This is a genomic window from Priestia sp. 179-F W1.4 NHS, assembly GCF_045369295.1.
Classification (GTDB): domain Bacteria; phylum Bacillota; class Bacilli; order Bacillales; family Bacillaceae_H; genus Priestia; species Priestia zanthoxyli.
On the sequence record NZ_JBIQFF010000003.1, the window covers coordinates 302471 to 322587 of the forward strand.

At 38.7% G+C, this 20117-nt stretch carries 20 protein-coding genes; 18 read left to right on the forward strand and 2 right to left on the reverse strand.

Annotation, left to right across the window (positions count from 1 at the left end; all coding sequences use genetic code 11):
* The first annotated feature begins 93 nt into the window (after window positions 1–93).
* From ACH0CI_RS16745 to ACH0CI_RS16770, 6 genes are all read left to right on the forward strand, one after another.
* Complete coding sequence (locus tag ACH0CI_RS16745; RefSeq protein WP_335706721.1) at window positions 94–246, forward strand: Fur-regulated basic protein FbpA; 153 nt, start codon at window positions 94–96, stop codon at window positions 244–246.
* 252 nt (window positions 247–498) lie between these two features.
* Window positions 499–1563, forward strand: coding sequence for a sulfate ABC transporter substrate-binding protein (locus ACH0CI_RS16750; RefSeq protein WP_115653740.1), 1065 nt, complete (start codon window positions 499–501; stop codon window positions 1561–1563).
* A gap of 94 nt (window positions 1564–1657) precedes the next feature.
* Complete coding sequence (cysT, locus tag ACH0CI_RS16755) at window positions 1658–2494, forward strand: sulfate ABC transporter permease subunit CysT (protein ID WP_033578840.1); 837 nt, start codon at window positions 1658–1660, stop codon at window positions 2492–2494.
* A gap of 12 nt (window positions 2495–2506) precedes the next feature.
* Entirely contained in the window at window positions 2507–3373 is an 867-nt protein-coding gene (gene cysW, locus ACH0CI_RS16760; RefSeq protein WP_108674642.1) for a sulfate ABC transporter permease subunit CysW, read from the forward strand.
* A 19-nt stretch (window positions 3374–3392) separates the two neighbouring features.
* A complete protein-coding gene (locus ACH0CI_RS16765) occupies window positions 3393–4466 on the forward strand; it encodes a sulfate/molybdate ABC transporter ATP-binding protein (protein WP_335706722.1) in 1074 nt (357 codons plus the stop codon).
* Between the two features lie 108 nt (window positions 4467–4574).
* The gene (locus tag ACH0CI_RS16770; protein ID WP_335706723.1) at window positions 4575–5570 is read left to right on the forward strand and encodes a ketoacyl-ACP synthase III; all 996 of its coding nucleotides are present in this window, start codon (window positions 4575–4577) and stop codon (window positions 5568–5570) included.
* A 149-nt stretch (window positions 5571–5719) separates the two neighbouring features.
* Here the strand turns inward: ACH0CI_RS16770 and ACH0CI_RS16775 are convergent, their stop codons facing one another.
* Window positions 5720–6559 carry a YitT family protein gene (locus ACH0CI_RS16775; RefSeq protein WP_028413534.1) on the reverse strand — a complete coding sequence of 280 codons (840 nt, stop codon included), beginning with the start codon at window positions 6557–6559 and terminating at the stop codon, window positions 5720–5722.
* Window positions 6560–6807: 248 nt separating this feature from the next.
* Between ACH0CI_RS16775 and ACH0CI_RS16780 the strand changes: the two genes are divergently transcribed.
* The 9 genes from ACH0CI_RS16780 (at window position 6808) to ACH0CI_RS16820 (ending at window position 15917) form a co-directional block, all read left to right on the forward strand.
* A complete protein-coding gene (locus ACH0CI_RS16780) occupies window positions 6808–7161 on the forward strand; it encodes a YolD-like family protein (protein ID WP_033578844.1) in 354 nt (117 codons plus the stop codon).
* 121 nt (window positions 7162–7282) lie between these two features.
* Complete coding sequence (locus ACH0CI_RS16785; protein WP_013056833.1) at window positions 7283–7423, forward strand: hypothetical protein; 141 nt, start codon at window positions 7283–7285, stop codon at window positions 7421–7423.
* Between the two features lie 382 nt (window positions 7424–7805).
* Window positions 7806–8558 carry a DeoR/GlpR family DNA-binding transcription regulator gene (locus ACH0CI_RS16790; protein WP_028413532.1) on the forward strand — a complete coding sequence of 251 codons (753 nt, stop codon included), beginning with the start codon at window positions 7806–7808 and terminating at the stop codon, window positions 8556–8558.
* Window positions 8555–9469, forward strand: a complete 915-nt coding sequence (gene pfkB / locus ACH0CI_RS16795; RefSeq protein WP_028413531.1) for a 1-phosphofructokinase — start codon at window positions 8555–8557, stop codon at window positions 9467–9469. Before ACH0CI_RS16790 ends, pfkB begins: the two co-directional genes overlap by 4 nt.
* Window positions 9470–9481: 12 nt before the next feature.
* Complete coding sequence (locus tag ACH0CI_RS16800) at window positions 9482–11353, forward strand: PTS fructose transporter subunit IIABC (protein WP_028413530.1); 1872 nt, start codon at window positions 9482–9484, stop codon at window positions 11351–11353.
* Between the two features lie 196 nt (window positions 11354–11549).
* Window positions 11550–12932 carry an aspartate kinase gene (locus tag ACH0CI_RS16805; protein WP_406901923.1) on the forward strand — a complete coding sequence of 461 codons (1383 nt, stop codon included), beginning with the start codon at window positions 11550–11552 and terminating at the stop codon, window positions 12930–12932.
* A 116-nt stretch (window positions 12933–13048) separates the two neighbouring features.
* Window positions 13049–13534 (forward strand): YusW family protein, encoded by a 486-nt coding sequence (locus ACH0CI_RS16810; RefSeq protein WP_028413528.1) that lies wholly within the window; start codon window positions 13049–13051, stop codon window positions 13532–13534.
* A 188-nt stretch (window positions 13535–13722) separates the two neighbouring features.
* Window positions 13723–14313, forward strand: a complete 591-nt coding sequence (locus ACH0CI_RS16815) for a superoxide dismutase family protein (RefSeq protein ID WP_406901924.1) — start codon at window positions 13723–13725, stop codon at window positions 14311–14313.
* A gap of 116 nt (window positions 14314–14429) precedes the next feature.
* On the forward strand, window positions 14430–15917 hold the full coding sequence (locus ACH0CI_RS16820; protein WP_063248091.1) for a phytoene desaturase family protein: 1488 nt from the start codon (window positions 14430–14432) through the stop codon (window positions 15915–15917).
* 74 nt (window positions 15918–15991) lie between these two features.
* Here the strand turns inward: ACH0CI_RS16820 and ACH0CI_RS16825 are convergent, their stop codons facing one another.
* The gene (locus ACH0CI_RS16825; protein ID WP_406901925.1) at window positions 15992–17257 is read right to left on the reverse strand and encodes a helix-turn-helix domain-containing protein; all 1266 of its coding nucleotides are present in this window, start codon (window positions 17255–17257) and stop codon (window positions 15992–15994) included.
* A gap of 308 nt (window positions 17258–17565) precedes the next feature.
* Here ACH0CI_RS16825 and ACH0CI_RS16830 point away from each other — a divergent pair, with 308 nt between their 5' ends.
* The 3 genes from ACH0CI_RS16830 to ACH0CI_RS16840 are packed head-to-tail and all read left to right on the forward strand — an operon-like array spanning window position 17566 to window position 20074.
* The gene (locus ACH0CI_RS16830; protein ID WP_335707282.1) at window positions 17566–18345 is read left to right on the forward strand and encodes an SDR family NAD(P)-dependent oxidoreductase; all 780 of its coding nucleotides are present in this window, start codon (window positions 17566–17568) and stop codon (window positions 18343–18345) included.
* A 12-nt stretch (window positions 18346–18357) separates the two neighbouring features.
* On the forward strand, window positions 18358–18660 hold the full coding sequence (locus ACH0CI_RS16835; RefSeq protein WP_033578848.1) for an ArsR/SmtB family transcription factor: 303 nt from the start codon (window positions 18358–18360) through the stop codon (window positions 18658–18660).
* A gap of 13 nt (window positions 18661–18673) precedes the next feature.
* A complete protein-coding gene (locus tag ACH0CI_RS16840) occupies window positions 18674–20074 on the forward strand; it encodes an aldehyde dehydrogenase (protein WP_108674647.1) in 1401 nt (466 codons plus the stop codon).
* Window positions 20075–20117: the final 43 nt, after the last annotated feature.

Here is a 20117-nt window from a genome sequence, read left to right on the forward strand (position 1 = left end):
TTCATTCCTGTGCTGATCGGATTACCGAAGGCTCCTGACCTCTGTTAGGAGTCTTTTTTTTATTCTTAAATTAATATAATAGGAGGAGAAAAGATGGAAAATTTATTACGAGCAGCGGTGCGCCAAAGAAAACAATACCTCATTGAAGAGTTACTGAAAAAAGGGATTTATAAAAAAGAAAATCATCATCTTTTTGAACTCACACTCTCTGACTTAGAAAAAGAGTATCAGACACGCAGTAAGTAAGGAAAATACGTAAAAAGAACTAAAATAAGTGTAAAAAAGATTCAAAACCTAGTTGACTAATGGGTAAAGTGTGTTTATTATAAAAACAAGAATAAATTGTCTTTTCAGAAAGTATCTTCTTTTTATTCTTACGAATGAATTTAATAAGAATAATTTAAGAGCATATACGCTGATCAGACTAACTGAAGGCTGCTTCTCTTTTTTAAGAGATAGCGGCCTTTTTGTATTTTTTTATAAAAAGGGGAGTAAAACATGAAGAAAAAAGCAGTTCAGTTTTTAATGGTGCTGACAGCACTGCTCGTGGTGCTAGCAGGTTGCGGCAATGGAAAATCTACTGAAACAGCAGGGAAAGATAGTTCTGCGAGTAAAAACGATTCAAAAAAACCAGTAGAACTTTTAAACGTTTCATATGATCCTACACGTGAGCTTTATCAGGAGTTCAATAAGAGCTTTGCGTCTTATTGGAAAGATAAAACAGGGCAAGACGTCACTATTCAGCAATCACACGGTGGCTCTGGTAAGCAAGGCCGAGCAGTTATTGACGGTTTAGAAGCGGATGTAGTAACGCTGGCGCTTGCTTACGATATTGATGAAATCGCTCAAACTCGTCAATTATTAAACAAAGACTGGGAAAAAGAATTGGCTCATAATTCTACACCATACACATCAACGATTGTTTTTTTAGTTCGTAAAGGAAATCCAAAAGGAATTAAAGATTGGGATGATTTAACGAAAAAAGGTACATCTGTTATTACGCCAAATCCAAAAACTTCTGGAGGCGCGCGCTGGAATTATTTAGCTGCATGGGCATATGCGAAGGATAAATATAACGGCGATAACAAAAAGATTGAAGACTTCATGAGTAAGCTTTATGGAAATGTCGAAGTGTTAGACTCAGGCGCACGCGGAGCTACAACTACCTTTGTAGAGCGAGGCATTGGAGACGTGTTAATTGCATGGGAAAACGAAGCTTACTTATCGTTAAATGAGCTAGGAAAAGATAAATTTGAAATTGTAACACCGTCATTAAGTATTTTAGCAGAGCCACCTGTTGCTGTAGTAGATAAAGTAGCTGAAAAGAAAGGCACGACAAAGGTAGCAAAAGCATACTTAAAATACCTATATACAGAAAAAGGTCAGGAAATCGCAGCAGAAAACTACTATCGCCCTCGAAATGAAAAAGTATTAGAGAAACATAAAGATCAATTTCCTTCTCTTAACCTAGTCACCATTAAGGATTTTGGCGGCTGGAAAAAAGCTCAAGAAACGCATTTTAATGATGGGGGAACATTCGATCAGATTTATCAGCCAAAATAATATGATTCATTAAAAAAGTAGAACGAGGAAGATACGAATGGTGATTCGTATCTTCTGTGTACATGTATCTTGAAAGCAGAGAGAGGTGTAAGACGTGAGCGTGTTACAACGACAGAAAAAAAAGAAAAGCATCTTACCTGGATTTGGGCTTTCTTTAGGTTTTACGATGTTTTATGCAAGTATCCTTGTGCTTTTTCCGTTAGCTATGATTTTTTTAAATACGGCATCTATGGGATGGAGCGACTTTATTAAAACTGTTACAGAACCTAGAGTAGTAGCGTCGTATAAATTAAGTTTTGGAGCAGCATTTGCAGCCGGCATCATTAATGTTATTTTTGGAACCATTATTGCGTGGGTATTAGTGAGGTATCATTTTCCTGGAAAGAGGTTTATTGACGGACTTGTGGATTTGCCGTTTGCCTTGCCAACGGCTGTTGCCGGCATTGCCTTGACCACTCTTTACGTTCCGAAAGGATGGATTGGTCAATTATTTACGTTTAAAATCGCATTTACGCCTATCGGAATTATTATCGCTCTTACGTTTATCGGTCTGCCGTTTGTCGTCCGAATGGTGCAGCCGGTATTGCAAAACTTTAATGCAGAGATCGAAGAAGCATCTGCTAGTTTAGGAGCCAGCCGAATGCAAACGTTCAGAAAAGTTATTTTTCCGGAGCTGGTGCCGGCTGTTTTAACAGGTTTTTCTCTTTCATTCGCAAGAGCGCTTGGAGAATATGGGTCCGTTGTTTTTATTGCTGGAAATATGCCGATGAAAACTGAAATTACGCCGCTTATTATTATGACAAAACTCGAGCAGTACGATTATGCGGGAGCTACTGCTATTGCATCAGTCATGCTCGTTGTATCATTTTTTCTGTTATTACTTATTAATATTATTCAATGGTGGACAAATCGTAAATTTATACATAGTTAAGGAGGGATGACATTGGCAGGACATGTTCCAATGCAGCACGCAAAAACGACTGTTGAAATCACTCATTCTAGTTTAAAAGAGCCCAAAGTCGTCCGGTGGCTGCTTACATTTATTGCACTGGCTTTTTTAGCTCTATTCTTAGTGCTTCCGCTTATCACGATTTTTATAACAGCCTTTCAAAAAGGGTGGGAAACATATCTCGCTGCGATTACAAATCCAGATGCCCTGGCTGCTATTAAACTAACGTTAATCGTTGTGCTGATTACCGTTCCGTTAAATGCCGTTTTTGGCGTGGTAGCTGCATGGTTAATTACGAAGTTTGATTTTAAAGGAAAGAATATTTTAATTACGCTTATTGATTTACCATTTGCCGTTTCGCCTGTTATTGCTGGATTGATTTTTATTTTATTATTTGGTGCACAAGGGTTGTTCGGAGAATGGCTGTTTAATCACGACATCAAAATTGTCTTTGCTATTCCCGGTATTATATTAGCTACCCTTTTTGTAACGCTTCCGTTTGTTGCCAAAGAATTGATTCCACTCATGCAAGCTCAAGGGTCAGCCGAAGAAGAGGCATCGTTAACGTTAGGAGCCAGCGGTTTCAAAACTTTTTTTCTAGTGACATTACCTAATATTAAATGGGGCTTATTATATGGAATCATTTTATGTAATGCGAGGGCGATTGGAGAGTTTGGAGCTGTTTCCGTTGTGTCGGGGCACATTCGAGGAATGACAAATACGATGCCTCTTCATATTGAAATTCTCTACAATGAATATCAATTTGCAGCAGCGTTTGCGGTAGCATCTTTAATGTCAGTTTTAGCTATATTTACATTAATTATAAAAAACATTATTGAGTGGAAAGCCAAACATATTTAAAAAGGAAGGAGCTTATGAGATGAGTATCCATATTAAGCACGTATCAAAGAACTTTGGTGATTTTAAAGCGCTGGATTCTATTAACATTGATATTCAAACGGGTGAATTAGTAGCTTTACTCGGTCCGTCCGGTTCTGGAAAAACATCTTTGCTTCGCATCATTGCCGGTCTTGAACATCTTGACCAGGGAGCTATTTTATTTGATGGAAAGGAAATTACGAACGTAAATCCAAAAGAGCGGAATGTAGGGTTTGTTTTTCAACACTATGCTTTGTTCAGGCATATGACTGTGTTTGATAACATTGCGTATGGTTTAAAAGTACGACCTAAAAAAACAAGACCTTCTAAAATGGACATTAACAAGAAAGTAACCGAGCTGCTGCAGCTTGTGAAACTAGAGCCGCTTGCAAATCGCTATCCTTCTCAATTATCGGGAGGACAGCGCCAGCGAGTAGCGCTTGCTCGAGCGTTAGCAGTGGAACCGAAAGTACTGCTATTAGATGAACCTTTTGGCGCTTTGGATGCGAAAGTTCGTAAAGATTTACGCAGATGGCTGCGTAAATTGCATAATGACTTTCATATTACGAGTATATTCGTTACGCATGATCAAGAAGAAGCTTTAGATGTAGCTGATCGTATTGTTGTAATGAACAACGGGAAAATTGAGCAGATTGGAAGTCCTGAGGAAGTATATGATCATCCTAACAGTCCATTTGTGTACGATTTTTTAGGAAACGTCAATTTATTTAAGGGTCGCATTCATAAAGGCAGGCTAAAACAAGGAAGCTTTGAAATGGATGTTCCAGAATTTAGTGGAAGAAATGAAGAAGCAGCTGTTGGATATGTGCGACCTCATGATATTCACCTTGAAAAAGTAAAAACAAGCGCAGATGCCGTTTCTGCAACCGTTAGCCATATTCATGTGATAGGACCTATCGTGCAAATTGAATTAAAAAGAGAAGATGCAGAAGAATTTTTAGAAGCTGAATTAAGCAAAGAGCATTATAAAACACTCAGCCTTCAAGTAGGAGAGCAGGTGTATGTAAAGCCTAAGCAGCTAAAAGTATTTATTCCAGAAGATTATTCTATTTGATAAAAAGCGTGAAGGGTATACCTTTGCGCTTTTTATCTATTAATAAATTAGTACCAGATATTAAAAGTAGGTGTTATAATTAAGTATCAACTGATTTGAGGTGGAGAAATGATGCAATCAAAAGCTAGAATCACAGGAATGGGGATATATACACCAAAGCAAAAATTAACGAACGACCATTTAAAAGAAATGGTTGATACAAGTGACGAATGGATTGTACAGCGCACGGGAATGAAAGAACGGCGAATTGCTGGTGAAGGCGAATACACGTCTACGCTTGCCATTCGAGCTGTTAAAAATTTGCTTAACCGCTATAATGTAAAAATAGAAGATGTAGATGCAATTATTGTTTCGACAACAACACCGGATCACTTTTTTCCTAGCGTAGCATGTCAGGTTCAAGATTACTTTCATATTGATCAAGCTGCTGCATTTGATTTAAGTGCCGCATGCGCCGGTTTTACATATGGACTTCACGTGGCGAACGGCTTAGTGACGTCCGGATTGCATAAAAAGATTTTAGTTATTGGTGCTGAAGTCATGTCGAAAATTACAGATTATAAGGACCGGGCTACCTGCGTGCTGTTCGGTGACGGAGCGGGAGCTATGCTTGTAGAATACGATGAGCATAATCCAAGTTTCTTAGGATGTCACTACGGAACGGACGGAAGCGGAGGGGTGAATTTATATCGTTCTAATTTATCTGATACTCTTTCAGGAAAAGAAATTAACGCGAGCGGAAATTTAGTTCAAAATGGGCGTGAAGTATACCGCTTTGCTGTCCGAACGATTCCAAAAGGAGTAGAAGCATTGTTAAAGGGTACTTCCATTTCTCTTTCTGATGTAAATTGGTTTATTCCGCACAGTGCAAACCTTCGGATGATTGAAGCTATTTGTGCTAAAACAGGTGTTTCAATGGATAAAACGTTAACGAGTGTACAATACTGCGGAAATACATCTTCAGCTTCTATTCCACTTGCCTTGAACGAAGGAATAATGACAGGAAAAGTACGGGATAATGACCTTCTTATTCTCTATGGGTTTGGAGGAGGATTAACGCATTGCGGTTTGTTAATTAAATGGACGTGTAAAGAAAAAAGCTAAAAGGCATCGCCTTTTAGCTTTTTAGGCTTTCATTGAAGCGCTTTTTTATTATCGTTACAAGAAAGTTTTTCTTTTTATAACAGCAGGTTTACTGTATTTCCAGCGCAAACATATATAATAGAAAAAACCCGCTTTTTTACAGCGGGTTTTTAGCTGGCTTTTGGAATAGTAAAACCTACTCCAAAGACGTCTCGCACATCGTGGACAACCACAAAAGCCTGTTCATCGACTTTATGAATAATGCGCTTTAACTCTAATAGTTCTTGTTTGTTCACAACTACGTACAATACGTCTTTTGCTTCTTTTGTATAGCTTCCATGAGCAGAAAAGACAGTGACGCCTCGCTGCATCTTTTTGTTAACTTGTTCGGCTACTTCAGCTGAACGGTGTGAAATAATAGTGATTGCTTTGCGGGGGTTGAGTCCTTCAATAATATAATCAAGCACCTTTGTTCCGATATAAAGAGAAATAACCGTGTACATCGTCTTTTCTCCACCGATGACAAAATAGGCGCTTGCTACAACTAATAGATCAATTGCTAGCATCGTTTTGCTAATATTCCAGTCTAGATATTGATTAGCTAAGCGGGCGATAACTGCCGAGCCTCCGGAAGTTCCGCCACCTCTAAACACAAGCCCGAGTCCTACACCGGCTAAAATACCAGCAAAAATAGCCCCCAGTAGCGTATCGTCAAGAGGATTTCCCAGTCCTTCAGTTATATGTAGGAATAGAGATGTGAAAATAATACATATAATTGTGTAAGCAATCACACGTTTGTGAAGCAATTTGTATCCGATCAGTACCAGCAAACCGTTTAATATAAAGTTTGTGATACCAGGAGACCAGCCTAGTACATAATAGGTAATCATTGTTACACCGGTTACGCCGCCTTCTGCTAATTCATTTGGAATAGCAAAATAATTAATGGCCAGTGCGAAAATGAGGCTTCCTAGAATAATGAGGATAATTTCTTTTATTTTATTGATCATGAACGTTACCTCCAATCATCAAAAACTCCGAAAACACAGTCATGACAATGTATTATACCAACTCTAGAGGCTGAATTAAAGATGGGATATTATTATTTTTTAAAAAATCAATTTCTGCTATCAACATAAAATCTTTTGACAGTTTTTATGGAGTATGAAAAAATGAATTGTTTGCTTTTATTTTGATTAAAAAGTTTTGCAATGAGAATGTTCGTTCGGTAAAATAGAAGCAAGAGTCAAGGGGGAGAATGAACGTGTATCAAGATGAATTAAAACAGTATGCGAAGTTAGTAATGCCTGAGCATTTAGAGAAAATGAAGAAAATGTACAGTCCTGAGGCGCATAAGCAGTCTTTAGGGTTGAAAAAAGAAAAGATTGAGCATATTGAAAATGTCATTATGAACAGTTACTCGGAGCATCATCCAGTAACCCTTCACGTCTATGAAGCAGGACATATTCAAAGATATGAACGAGTGACAATCGATAAAGTTTCTCTGCAGTCGAATACGCTGATGGTGACAGGGCCTTGTTATACATATTCGATTCGAGCGGATGCAGTAATTGAAGCAGATGTATGGAAAGATGAAAGCTACTCTAGCTAAGAGTAGCTTTTTTGTTGAATTTGTATCTTTTTTTTAACGCTTGCATACAATACATAAAAGCATATTCTGCGAGTAGTCACTTTTAGCTACTAGGAAATTTTGATTAAAGAAGGGATATTGTATGCAAAATGAAAAAACTCAAGTAAGAGAAATTGAATTAACGCAGTTCATTAAGAAAAGACTCGTTCGTTTTATCTCAAGTTTGGCTATTTCTTCTGCCCTTGCTTCTATATTATATATGCTTCTGTTTTTATTTAAATGATGGGTCACTTTGAGTTGTCCAAAAAGGTGGACAACTTTTTTGATGTATAGGCTCTCATTAAAACAGGACAAGCTAAACATAATTCAGTCAAGAGAAATTAAATCGGTCAAGAAATAGTCAAAAACAGTCATAGCTAATTAGTTACAAGAAAACCTTTACATATAATGAGAAAAGTAGACAAATTCTTGAATTACCAGCTTATTTCCTTTTGTATAAACTATTATCAAAACAAATGCAAATCTAATTGTTCGTTCAAAAAACTTTATTTTGTAATTAAAAAAATGAATGTTTTTGATTTTTTATGATTGATTTTGAATGTAAACCGTGATAAAGTAAGTACATGAAATAAATGAAAACGCTTTTTTGAAAAAGGAGCTAGAACATGTTAACGCCGGAGAGACATCAACTAATCTTAAAACTTTTAAAAGAGAAAGAACTTGTAAAAGTGCAAGAGTTTATCGAAGTTACAGGCGCTTCGGAATCCACAATTAGAAGAGACTTAAGTCAACTAGAAGAAGAGCAAATGCTCAAACGTGTTCACGGTGGCGCTTCGCTTATTCGCAGTAAACGAATCGAACTGAGCGTTATCGAAAAATCTGCTAAAAATATTCAAGATAAACGAAACATTGCAGAGTATGCGGCTTCCATTATAAATGAAGGTGACTGTATTTTTTTAGATGCAGGAACTACAACGTATGAAATGATTCCTTTTTTGAAGCAAAAAGATGTAGTTGTCGTGACAAATGGTTTAATGCATTTAAACCCGATGCTAGAACAAGGTATCACCCTCTATTTAATTGGAGGATCTGTTAAACATAAAACGGGCGCTTTAATTGGCAATGGAGCTCTTTTAAGTCTTGAGCAGTATCGTTTTGATAAGTGCTTTATGGGAGCGAATGGGATTCATCATCAATATGGATATACAACTCCTGATCCAGAAGAAGCATTGATCAAGCAAACGGCAATGAAGCTTTCTAGAGAATCTTATATTTTATCAGATTCTACTAAGTTTTTTGAAACAAGTTTTGCGAAAATAGCCGATTTACATGAAGCAAAAATTATAACAAATGACGTACCTAGTGATGTACTTATACAGTATGCAAACAAAACAGACATAAAGGTTGTGAAATCATGATTTATACATGTACGTTGAACCCATCCGTTGATTACGTAGTACATGTTTCAGCATTCGAAGAAGGCGGACTTAACCGCACAACGAATGAAGCCAAGTTTCCAGGAGGGAAAGGTATTAACGTCTCTCGCGTTTTAAAGCGATTAGATGTTGATAATAAAGCTCTCGGTTTTGTAGCCGGCTTTACAGGAACCTATATCGAAGACTACTTAAAAGCAGAGAATATTGAAACAGCTTTTACAAGAGTTGATGGAGATACCCGCATTAACGTAAAGTTAAAAACGGAAAAAGAAACAGAAATTAACGGTCAAGGACCTGCTATTACAGACGAAGCGCTTCAGTCTTTATTGACTCAAGTAAAGCAAATGACTGAAGGCGATATCTTCGTATTAGCAGGAAGTATACCGAAAACGCTTCCAAGTTCTGTGTATGAAACGTTAACGGAACTAGCAGCAGCGAACGGAGTAAAAGTAGTAGTAGATGCAAGTGGAAAAACCTTGCTAGACGTCGTGTCTCACAAGCCGTTTTTTATCAAACCAAATCATCATGAACTTGCAGAATTGTTTGATGTAGAAGTAAACAGTGCAGAAGATGCGCTAGTATACGGTAAAAAACTCGTGGAACAAGGAGCGCAAAACGTCGTTGTATCCATGGCAGGCGATGGAGCACTTCTTATTAACGAAAGCGGTGTCTACAGTGCCACAGTCCCTAAAGGAACAGTGAAAAATTCTGTTGGAGCTGGCGATTCACTTGTAGCTGGATTTATTGCTTCTTATGTAAAGCAAGGGGATTTATTAGAAGCCTTTCAAACAGGAGTTGCTTCAGGAAGTGCCACAGCATTCTCACTTGAATTATGTACAGCAGAAGATGTAAAGACGCTTCGTGAACAAGTGTCAATCACAAAGGTAGAGTAGGGGGAACCGAGAATGAGAATTACAGAACTATTAAAAAAAGATACAATCATTCTTGATTTAAAAAGCACGTCAAAAGCTGATGTTATTGATGAGTTAGTTGGAAAATTAGACGAAGCTGGTCGCTTAAGCGACCGAGCTGGCTATAAAGAAGCAATTTTAAATCGTGAATCTCAAAGTACAACGGGAATTGGGGAAGGCATTGCCATTCCGCATGCAAAAACAAGCTCGGTAAAAACACCGGCCATTGCATTTGGACGCTCAACAGAAGGTATTGATTATGAATCATTAGACGGACAGCCTGCACATTTATTCTTCATGATTGCAGCGAGTGAAGGCGCGAATAATGCTCACTTAGAAACATTATCTCGTTTGTCTACGTTATTAATGGATGAATCGTTCCGAAAAACGTTGCTAACAGCATCATCAATTGATGAAGTCATTAAAGCAATTGATGATAAAGAAACTGAAAATGAAGCGCCGGAAGAAGAAGTGGATACAGCTTCAGATCAATTAGTGCTTGCTGTAACGGCTTGTCCAACGGGAATTGCCCACACGTATATGGCAGCGGATAGCCTAAAAGCAAAAGCGAAAGACATGAACGTGACGCTCAAAGTTGAAACAAATGGTTCCAGTGGTGTTAAAAACGCGTTGACGAAGGAAGAAATTGAAAACGCTACCGCTATTATTGTTGCAGCGGACAAGCAAGTAGAAATGGAACGTTTTGCAGGTAAAAAAGTTATTCAAGTTCCAGTAGCTGAAGGAATTCGTAAGCCCGAAGAATTAATTAACCGCGCGTTAAAAGGAGACGCTCCTGTATACAGCGGCGGCGGTGGCAGCAAAGAAGGCGGAGAAAGTAAAGGATCAGAGCGTACAGGGTTTTACAAACACCTAATGAGCGGTGTATCAGCAATGCTTCCGTTTGTTGTAGGGGGCGGGATCTTAATCGCCATTTCATTTATGTTTGGTATTCACTCAGCAGAACCGAAAGATCCAACGTACAATGCGTTTGCAGCGGCGCTAAAAACAATTGGCGGAGATAATGCATTCTTTTTACTAGTACCGGTACTAGCAGGGTTCATTGCAATGAGTATTGCTGATCGTCCTGGTTTAGCTCCTGGTATGGTTGCAGGTCTTTTAGCAGCTTCTGGCGGAGGCGGTTTCTTAGGTGGTTTAATCGCTGGTTTCTTAGCGGGTTATGTAGTAGTGGGATTAAAGAAATTGTTCAGCGTCCTGCCGCAAGCTCTTGATGGAATTAAGCCAGTTCTTCTTTATCCGCTATTTGGGATTTTTATCTCAGGATTGATTATGCTTTATGTTGTAAATGAGCCAGTTAGTGCAATTAACAAAGGGTTAACGCACTGGTTAAGTGGATTTGGCACGGGTAACTTAGTATTATTAGGTATTATCTTAGGCGGTATGATGGCTATTGATATGGGTGGTCCTATTAATAAGGCAGCCTTTACATTTGGTATCGCAATGATTGATGCTGGAAACTATGCTCCACACGCAGCGATTATGGCAGGCGGTATGGTTCCGCCACTAGGTATGGCTATTGCGACAACTTTGTTCAAAAACAAATTTACTCGCCAAGAGCGTGAAACAGGTAAAACGTGTTATGTAATGGGTCTTTCATTTATCACAGAAGGTGCGATTCCATTCGCAGCAGCTGACCCAGGCCGTGTTATTCCCGCATCGGTTATCGGTGCTGCAGTAGCCGGTGCTTTAACAATGATGTTCCACATCGGTTTACCAGCACCACACGGCGGTGTATTCGTTATCGGAATTGTACAAGGAAATCCTCTTTTATATGCACTAGCAATTTTAATTGGTGCCATTGTGACAGCGGTCCTTGTAGGTGTATTAAAAAAACCAAAAGCAGAATAACAAATAAAGACTGATTTTACATCATGTAAAATCAGTCTTTTTTGTGTTTTTGTGGTAGACATTTGTTCTTTATGAGAGTACAATTACGGTAGTATTCCTTTAATTTTTAGAAAAGTTAGATAGATAAGCTTTTCTACTTGATAAAATATGGTACAATAATCGAATATTAAAAACAAAGTAAGGAAGTGTCTCAAACATGAAGGTTGCGAAGTTTGGCGGGAGTTCAGTTGCAAGCGCAGAGAAATTTAAACAGGTTGCGCATATTGTAACGTCTGATAAAGAGAGAAAGCTGGTAGTTGTATCAGCTCCGGGCAAGCGATACGGAGAAGATACAAAAATGACAGATTTGTTAATCGCACTTTCTGCCAAAATACAGCTTGGAGAAGATTACGTCGATGAGTTTGGGCAAGTAATCGATCGCTATCGTGAAATCGTGGTTGACTTGTCTATGCCAGAAACGATTATTACTGATATTATTGCGAATTTACAATCACTTATTGATTTACATAAAAACGATCCGTTTCGCTTATTAGATTGTCTCAAAGCAAGTGGAGAAGATAATAACGCAAAGGTAATGTCTGCTTATTTAAACCATTTAGGGTTTGAAGCTCATTATGTAAATCCAAAAGAAGCAGGTATTTTTGTTTCTGATGAACCAGGAAGAGCAAGAGTGCTTCCACTGTCTTATGAAAAACTGCCGCAGCTAAGAGAGCGTTCGGGCATTTTGGTGATTCCAGGATTTTTTGGCTACTCTGAAGAAGGGAACATGGTTACGTTCTCGCGCGGTGGGTCAGATATTACAGGTTCAATTGTAGCAGCAGGAGTAAAAGCTGACTTGTATGAAAACTTTACTGACGTAGATGCTATTTACAGCGTAGATCCAAGACTTGTGGAAAAGCCTCATGAAATGAAAGAAGTCACATACAGAGAAATGCGTGAACTATCCTATGCAGGTTTTTCTGTCTTCCATGATGAAGCGCTAGAGCCGGTTTATAAACTAGGCATTCCTGTATGTGTTAAGAATACAAATAATCCTGAAGCAAAAGGTACATTCATTGTAGCTGAGCGCCCTCACGGCGATACGCCAGTAGTTGGAATCGCTGGTGACAAAGGTTTTTGCAATATTCATGTGAGCAAATACTTATTAAACCGTGAAATTGGTTTTGGCAGAAGATTGCTTGAAATTTTAGAAGATGAAGGTATTTCATACGAACATACTCCTTCAGGAATTGATAATATCTCTGTCATCATGCGCGAGCATCAGCTTACGCCAGATGTGGAAAAACGCGTATTTGCTCGAATTGAAAAAGAACTTGAAGTAGATGAAATCTTTATTGAACGTGATCTTGCTATGGTTATGGTAGTAGGAGAGGGAATGAATAGTACAGTAGGAATTGCTGCGAAAGCTACAGACGCTTTTGCTCGTGCTGAAGTGAATCTTGAAATGATTAACCAAGGTTCTTCTGAGGTAAGCATGATGTTTGGTGTGAAAGCAGACGCTTTAGACCGTGCTGTTCAAGCTCTTTATAATACGTATTTTAACAGCATGTACAGTATTTCTTATTCTAATGTAAAATAAACAAGACGAAAAACCCCGCTTTCTTTTTAGAGAGCGGGGTTTTCTAGTGAAGGCGTATATAAATTGAATTTGTGGACATAAAGGGAAGGAAGAGTGAAGTCAAAGGAGGAAATACAGTGAAGAAAAGACCCTTTTTCATATTCTTTTCCCTTATAGGTATGAGCGTACTTTCAGCATGCCACAATGATGATGCGGCACCCGCAAGAGAAGCTCAAAATAAACAAGGCGTGACAAATGGCGGAACGCCGATGAGCTATGATAATCAAAGTGAAAACACATCTTTTAACTTTTCAAAATTTGATTTAGAAGTAGACTACAAGGGGCTTAATAATGATTATGAAGCCGACTATGAAAATGAAAACGATGAGATAGAAGCCAAAGTGGATGATAATATTAACGATGAGCACTTGAACGGAGACAAAGCGTTTAATAAATTATCTTCAACATTTAAAAAGTTAAATTTTGATCAGCGCACCCCCGATGAAGATGTAAAAAAGGAAGTAATCGATGCGTTTGGCCTAAAAAAAGATTTTCAGTCGTTTGAATTAGAAGTTCGTTTTTCAAACGGAACGGAAAAAGAATACAACTTTAAACAAAAGTAAGACGTTAAAACAAAGTATTTTAGTTGAAGGAAAATCCGAACGATGAATTGAGGTTCTTCATTAAGAATCCAACTCGTTCGGATTTTTTCTTTGGTAAGGTGAACGTATGTCTCAATCTTATTTTTGATGTCTAAAAAAAGGAAAATAGTGAAAGGATGGTGATAAATAAGCAAAAGGAGGAATCACGGATGCAAAAGTTGATAATGAACGGATGCGTAGTCTTTGTTCTGTTATTGTTAGGAGCATGCAGCATGGTAAAAGAGCAAAATAACGCTCATGAAAACCACCTGAAAACCGAGGAAGCGAAAGAAACGAGCGAGGTATCGGTAGGACCTGTTAAAGTAGATTTAACGAATACGTCAGGCAAAAAAGTAGGAGAGGCTACGCTGACAGAAGCAAAGAACGGTGTGCAAATTAAATTAACTGCTCAAGGTCTTTCACCCGGGAGACATGGATTTCATATTCATGAAATAGGAAAATGTGAGGTGCCGGATTTCAAAACAGCAGGGGCCCATTTTAATTCTTTTAAACGTGAACACGGCTTTAAAAATACAAAAGGCCCGCATGCGGGTGACTTGCCCAACTTAGAAGTTGCGCCAAATGGAAAAGTAGATACCGAAATTTTTGCTTCTCTTGTGACGTTGCAAGAAGGAAAGCCGAATTCTCTTATAGATATGGATGGGTCGGCATTAGTGATACATGATAAAGTAGACGATTACACAACAGATCCTTCAGGAAACTCAGGAGATCGAATTGTTTGTGGAGTGATTACGAAATAAGCCAAAAAGCTGTGAGATCATTCACAGCTTTTTTATTGCCGTAACGAGCCGCTTCTAAATTGCGGTGAGCTTCTTTTTTTTGCACAATAGAAGAAAGAGTTAAAGAAGGTGAAAACATGCATAAGCAAGTTGTTGTAATAGGTGGAGGAATAGGTGGGTTAACAGCGGGAGCGCTTTTAGCTAAACATGGCTATGAAGTGACGGTTTTAGAAGCTTCTCGAGAGTGGGGAGGCTGTGCCGGGAAATTCCAGCGCCATCTCTATACATTTCCTGTCGGAGCGACGCTTGGAATGGGGTTTGAGCGCGGAGGGATCCATGAGCGAATCAGCACATACCTGGGCCTAGAAATTGAAAAGATTTCTCTTGAGAAAATCATGAAAGTTCATCTTCCACATCGTACACTAATTTATTATCAAGACCGGTATCAGCATATTTCGTATCTTCAAAAACAATTTCCTCATAAAGCGAAGAATATTAGGAGCTTCTATGAAAGTATTTTTAGAGTTGCAAAAGAAATTCGCAAGCTCATGCGGCCGCTGCCGGTTCTTCCTCCTCTCACAATCGGTGAGTGGAGTAGGCTGGTAAGTTCGTTAAATCTTGGGTCTGTGAAGTTATTACCTTATTTTCATCAATCGTTTAGTCATTTACTAAAAAAACACAGGTTGCTAGACGAAACGGACTTTATTCATTTTATTGATGGTCAATTAATAGACAGCATGCAGACAACGAGTGAGAACTGTTCAATGCTTATCGGATGTCTAGCGTTGGATATTTATCACGAAGGAGCTTTCTATGTGAACGGTGGCTTATACAAAGTCGCAGAAGCCCTGCAAAAATCTATTAAAGCCAACGGAGGAAAAACGACTCTAGGAAGGAAAGTAGTAAAGATAGAGCGTGATAACGACGAGTGGATCGTGCATGATCATAGAGGTAACCGCTACCGCGCTTCAGACGTTGTATGCAACGCGCCAATTCAAAGCTTAAAGTCTTTACTGCATGATGAAGATTACCAACATATCCATAAGAGGGCCAAAGAAAAAAGCGAGCTTCCGCAGTGGGGAACGTTTTCGATGTATGTTGCGATTGATGAAAGAGATCTTCCGCAGAAGGTAGAGTTGTTTCAGCAAGTGCTTCAATCCGAACAAGGCGAGATGACGGAAGGAAATCATTTATTTATCTCCGTGTCTCATCCTGACGATCGTTTTCGTGCGCCGGAAGGCAAACGTACAATTACAGCATCTACTCACATTGAGCTTAGCAAGTGGAGTAACAAGGAAACCTATGATGTTCAAAAACAAGTTCTTGAGAAAAAAATGATAGCAGGAATTAAAACTATCATTCCTAACATTGAAGAAGCAGAGCATCAAATTTCAGGAGCTCCTAAAGCATGGGAAAGGTTCACTTCTCGCCCAAACGGCGGAGTGGGAGGCTTTCCGCAAACATTAGATCATGCCTTGTTCAACAGCATTTCGCATCGATCTGGCTTACAAGGGCTGTGGTTATGCGGAGATACAGTGTTTCCGGGAGCGGGGACTATAGGCGTATCGGTAAGCGGTTATCATGCTTTTCAAAGTATAACGTCTCATCAGCATAGGTTACCTTAACGTTTCGTACAGACAAACTACTAGTGCTTATACCATCAAAAAACACCGGCCCTATTATCATAGGGCCGGTGTTTTCAGGAGAGAAACAGCTTCCACCACTTCCGTTTTCGCTTCATATCAGCAGCGGCGGTTTGTCTGAAGGTTTGGACAAAATCACTAAACATTTCTTCGCGTTCAGCTACGCTTTGACGATGAAGCTTACGCTCTTTCTCCATTTCTTTCAAATAATAGACTCGTTCTTCATTCATCGAATCAATTAAATCACGAAGCTCTTCTGTCGTATTAGTTGAAGAATTGTTTAGTTTTTCAACCATAAATTTCACTTGATTCATCGCAACGGTAGAATTGCTTGAGAATCGGTCTAATAAATACTGCATTTCTTTAGAGGATTCATCCGCATTCTCCATGACATCTTTCATGAACAGGCGCATATCCTCTGTTTTTTCTTCCGCAATTGTTGAATAATCTTCAATCAAAGAAGTGACTTCATCAAACGATTTTTCGTTAGAACGGATAATTTTTTTAGACATATTTTCTACATCTCTTGCGCTGCGTTCTGAAGACTCAGAGATATATGCCCCGACCGACTCCACCATTTCTACAGTTTGAGTAGCACTTTTTTCAAGCTCTTTTTTTACTTCCCCGACAATTTCTTCCCGAACTTCATTTCGCATTCCTTCTCGCATTTCTTTTAACAAATCAGCTTTAAACGTATCAAGTACTTCAAACACATCTTCATAGCGGCGAACAGCTTCTACTAGTTCCCCTTGAAGCAGCTCTTTTTCATTCACGACAAGGTCGTTTGGTTTTGGTTCTTCAATAGAAGCAGAAATAGCCTGCTTTTCTTCTTCAATAGAAGCAGAAATAGCCTGCTTTTCTTCTTCAGTAGCTAATCGTGCTTCAGGTATAGGAGGGGTCTTCTCTTGCTTATTCTCTGAAATGCTTTCCTGCTTTTCAGCAGCTTTTTTCTTTTCTTGCTTCATTTGTTTATTGGAGTGTTCTTGAAAATCAATGACGTTTTCTTTTTTAGCAGTTTTCAACTTTGCTGGTTCTTCTTCTTTTGAAACCGCTGCCTCTGATTCCATCACTAAATGCTCCTGCTCTTCTTGTTCCTTTATCAGCAGCTGAACATATTCTTTGACTTCATCTAACGTACATTGTTCATCAAACAGCTGTTTAATATCATTAAATAATTCAATTTGTTCCTCTGTATAGACACGGGCCCCATCTACTCGTTCAATTGTTAAATAGCTGCCCAATAATTTTTCCCATTGTTTTAACGTTTTCTTTTCTACCTCTAATTGATCACTTACTTTTTTAATTGTATACGTCTCCATCATTTTTCATTTCCTCCCTTATCTATTTTCATCCAACTATGTAATGGATTATTTGTTGTATGTTGTATTCACCATATCTTCACTTGTTTTCCTGCTAGGTGACAAAGGTTGTCAAAACTAGACGACATTAGCCTTCTATGTAAAGAAAACGCATATTTTGTAAAAAAATGTACAGAAATGCGCAAATGGCAAAAATGGAAAACATAAAAGAAAAGGAGAGTATAGAAAACAGTTGACGGGAAAAAATGAATCCTATAAGATAAGTTTAAATGTTTAAGTTCTTGAACATATAAACATAAGGAGTGAACACTATGTCACAGCATTATGCGCTCATCACCGGTGCGTCCGGAGGAATAGGAAAAGAGTTAGCTTATCAATTCGCAAAGGATGGCCATTCTTTAATTTTAGTTGCTAGAAGTGCTGATAAACTAACAGCGATTAGAGAGAATTTAAAATCTACTTATAATATTGACGTGATAACGGTTGTAAAGGATTTATCAAGAGAAGAAGAGATACAGTCACTGTATGAAGAACTTAAAAATAAAGAAATGCACGTTGATTATTTAGTGAACAATGCAGGTTTTGGACTATACGGTAAATTTATTGAAACAGCTTTAGATGAAGAGTTAAACATGATTGACTTAAATATCCGAGCATTAACTCATTTAACAAAATTATTTTTACCCGATATGGTCAAAAGAAATTACGGGAAAATTTTAAACATTGCGTCCGTTGCTGCATTTATGCCGGGTCCGCTTATGACAGTGTATTACGCAACGAAAGCGTACGTATTATCTTTTACAGAGGCCCTTGAAAATGAATTAAGAGGTACCAATGTAACGGTAAGTGCTCTATGCCCGGGTCCAACTAAAACGGGTTTTAGCGACCGGGCCCAGCTGAGCAATTCCAAGCTTTTTCAAAGCGGTGCAATGGATGTAGAAGCAGTTGCTAAAGCGGGCTATAAAAAATTTATGAAAGGTCAGACGGTTATCGTACCAGGAGTACAGTTTCGTCTCGCCACCTTCATCCCGCGCTTTGTACCAAGAAAGTGGCTTTCATCCGTTGTCCGCAGAACACAAGAAATTAAATAAAGGAGAATATTTATGAGTGAAAAAGCAGTGGAGTTATTTCGTGCCAGCATTCCTATTTTTCAGGCTCTAAGTGATTCAGCAAGACAAGATATTATTTTGCTGCTCGCGGAAAAAGAGCCTTTAACCGTTAATGAAATTGCAAACGAGTCTACTTTATCACGACCGGCAATTTCTCATCATTTAAAAATTTTACGTGATCAAAAGCTTGTGCAAATTGAGCAAAAAGGAACGCAGAGATATTATTCATTGGCTTTAAACGAGGCAGTTGAGCTGTTAAAAAGCTTGCTTGCTACAGTTGAAGCTGAATGTTTATAGGGAGATGAAAGAGATGAACCACGAGCAATTCTATATCACAGATGAAACGGTCATTGAACATATTGTCTCTACACAAAAGCAGTATTTCTATGCACAAAAGACAAAGAGCATCAGCAGCCGCATTCAAGCGCTGAATAAGCTCAGAGACGCAGTCAAACAAAACGAGCAGAGAATTATGGATGCTTTAAAACAAGACTTGAATAAATCTGAAGTAGAGGCGTACACGTCGGAAATTGGGATTTTACTAGAGGAAATTCGGTTTACGCTTAAGCATTTAGCAAAATGGATGAAGCCTAAAAAAGTAAAAACCGCTTTAACACACGTGGGCTCTAAAGGGAAAATTGTTCCTGAACCGTATGGAGTCGCGTTAATTATTGCTCCGTGGAACTATCCGTTTCAATTAGCGCTGTCTCCTTTAGTAGGAGCGATTGCCGCTGGAAACACGGCGATTATAAAGCCTTCTGAATTAACGCCTAGCGTATCTCGGGTTATACAAGAATTACTAGCTGAGGCTTTTGATCCCGCATTTGTGACGGTGATTGAAGGCGCTGTAGACACGACGAGCCTGCTTTTAAAACAGCCCCTCGATTATATTTTCTTTACGGGAAGTGTAAATGTAGGGAAAATTATTATGCAAGAAGCAGGGAAGCAGCTTATTCCCGTCACGCTGGAGCTAGGAGGAAAAAGTCCGTGCATTGTACATGAAGATGCAAACCTAGATCTTGCAGCGAAGCGAATTATGTTTGGCAAAGGAATGAATGCAGGCCAAACGTGCGTTGCTCCCGATTATTTGCTCGTGCATAAAAAGGTAAAAGCGCAGCTAGTGGAGAAACTTCGCGAAGCGATTTATCAATTTTACGGTAGTAATCCGCTTGAAAGTGAGCGCTACGGCCGTATTGTCAGTGAGCGCCATTTTATTCGGCTAGTTGAGTTTTTAAAAGACGGAAACGCTATAGTTGGAGGCGGGTATAATAAAAGTACGCTCACAATAGAACCTACGGTGTTAAGTGAAGTAAGCTGGACATCAGACGTTATGCAAGAAGAAATTTTTGGACCTATTCTTCCTATGATTGAATACGAAACGCTAGACGAAGTTATTCATAAAGTTCAAGAAAAAGCTAAGCCGTTAGCTCTTTACTTGTTTACGGAAAGTGCAAATGTACAAAACGTCATAACGGAGCGTCTTTCATTTGGAGGAGGCTGTATAAATGATACGCTTATGCATATCGCTACGCCATATTTACCCTTTGGCGGAGTTGGAGAAAGCGGTACGGGCCAATATCATGGAAAAGACAGCTTTCAGACATTTTCTCATTTTAAAAGCATGCTGTCTCAAACAACCAAGTTTGATTTGTCATTCCGCTATCCTTCAGAGAAACAAAACTTGAAAATGATTAAAAAATTATTGAAATAAAAAGCCTCCTGATAGGAGGCTTTTTCGTTATTTTGAAAGTGAA

Coding starts and splice junctions, on each gene's coding strand:
- ACH0CI_RS16745 (WP_335706721.1), top strand. CDS start 94: ATGGAAAATTTATTACGAGCAGCGGTGCGCCAAAGAAAACAATACCTC.
- ACH0CI_RS16750 (WP_115653740.1), top strand. CDS start 499: ATGAAGAAAAAAGCAGTTCAGTTTTTAATGGTGCTGACAGCACTGCTC.
- ACH0CI_RS16765 (WP_335706722.1), top strand. CDS start 3,393: ATGAGTATCCATATTAAGCACGTATCAAAGAACTTTGGTGATTTTAAA.
- ACH0CI_RS16770 (WP_335706723.1), top strand. CDS start 4,575: ATGATGCAATCAAAAGCTAGAATCACAGGAATGGGGATATATACACCA.
- ACH0CI_RS16775 (WP_028413534.1), bottom strand. CDS start 6,559: ATGATCAATAAAATAAAAGAAATTATCCTCATTATTCTAGGAAGCCTC.
- ACH0CI_RS16780 (WP_033578844.1), top strand. CDS start 6,808: ATGAACGTGTATCAAGATGAATTAAAACAGTATGCGAAGTTAGTAATG.
- ACH0CI_RS16785 (WP_013056833.1), top strand. CDS start 7,283: ATGCAAAATGAAAAAACTCAAGTAAGAGAAATTGAATTAACGCAGTTC.
- ACH0CI_RS16790 (WP_028413532.1), top strand. CDS start 7,806: ATGTTAACGCCGGAGAGACATCAACTAATCTTAAAACTTTTAAAAGAG.
- pfkB (WP_028413531.1), top strand. CDS start 8,555: ATGATTTATACATGTACGTTGAACCCATCCGTTGATTACGTAGTACAT.
- ACH0CI_RS16800 (WP_028413530.1), top strand. CDS start 9,482: ATGAGAATTACAGAACTATTAAAAAAAGATACAATCATTCTTGATTTA.
- ACH0CI_RS16805 (WP_406901923.1), top strand. CDS start 11,550: ATGAAGGTTGCGAAGTTTGGCGGGAGTTCAGTTGCAAGCGCAGAGAAA.
- ACH0CI_RS16815 (WP_406901924.1), top strand. CDS start 13,723: ATGCAAAAGTTGATAATGAACGGATGCGTAGTCTTTGTTCTGTTATTG.
- ACH0CI_RS16820 (WP_063248091.1), top strand. CDS start 14,430: ATGCATAAGCAAGTTGTTGTAATAGGTGGAGGAATAGGTGGGTTAACA.
- ACH0CI_RS16825 (WP_406901925.1), bottom strand. CDS start 17,257: ATGATGGAGACGTATACAATTAAAAAAGTAAGTGATCAATTAGAGGTA.
- ACH0CI_RS16830 (WP_335707282.1), top strand. CDS start 17,566: ATGTCACAGCATTATGCGCTCATCACCGGTGCGTCCGGAGGAATAGGA.
- ACH0CI_RS16835 (WP_033578848.1), top strand. CDS start 18,358: ATGAGTGAAAAAGCAGTGGAGTTATTTCGTGCCAGCATTCCTATTTTT.
- ACH0CI_RS16840 (WP_108674647.1), top strand. CDS start 18,674: ATGAACCACGAGCAATTCTATATCACAGATGAAACGGTCATTGAACAT.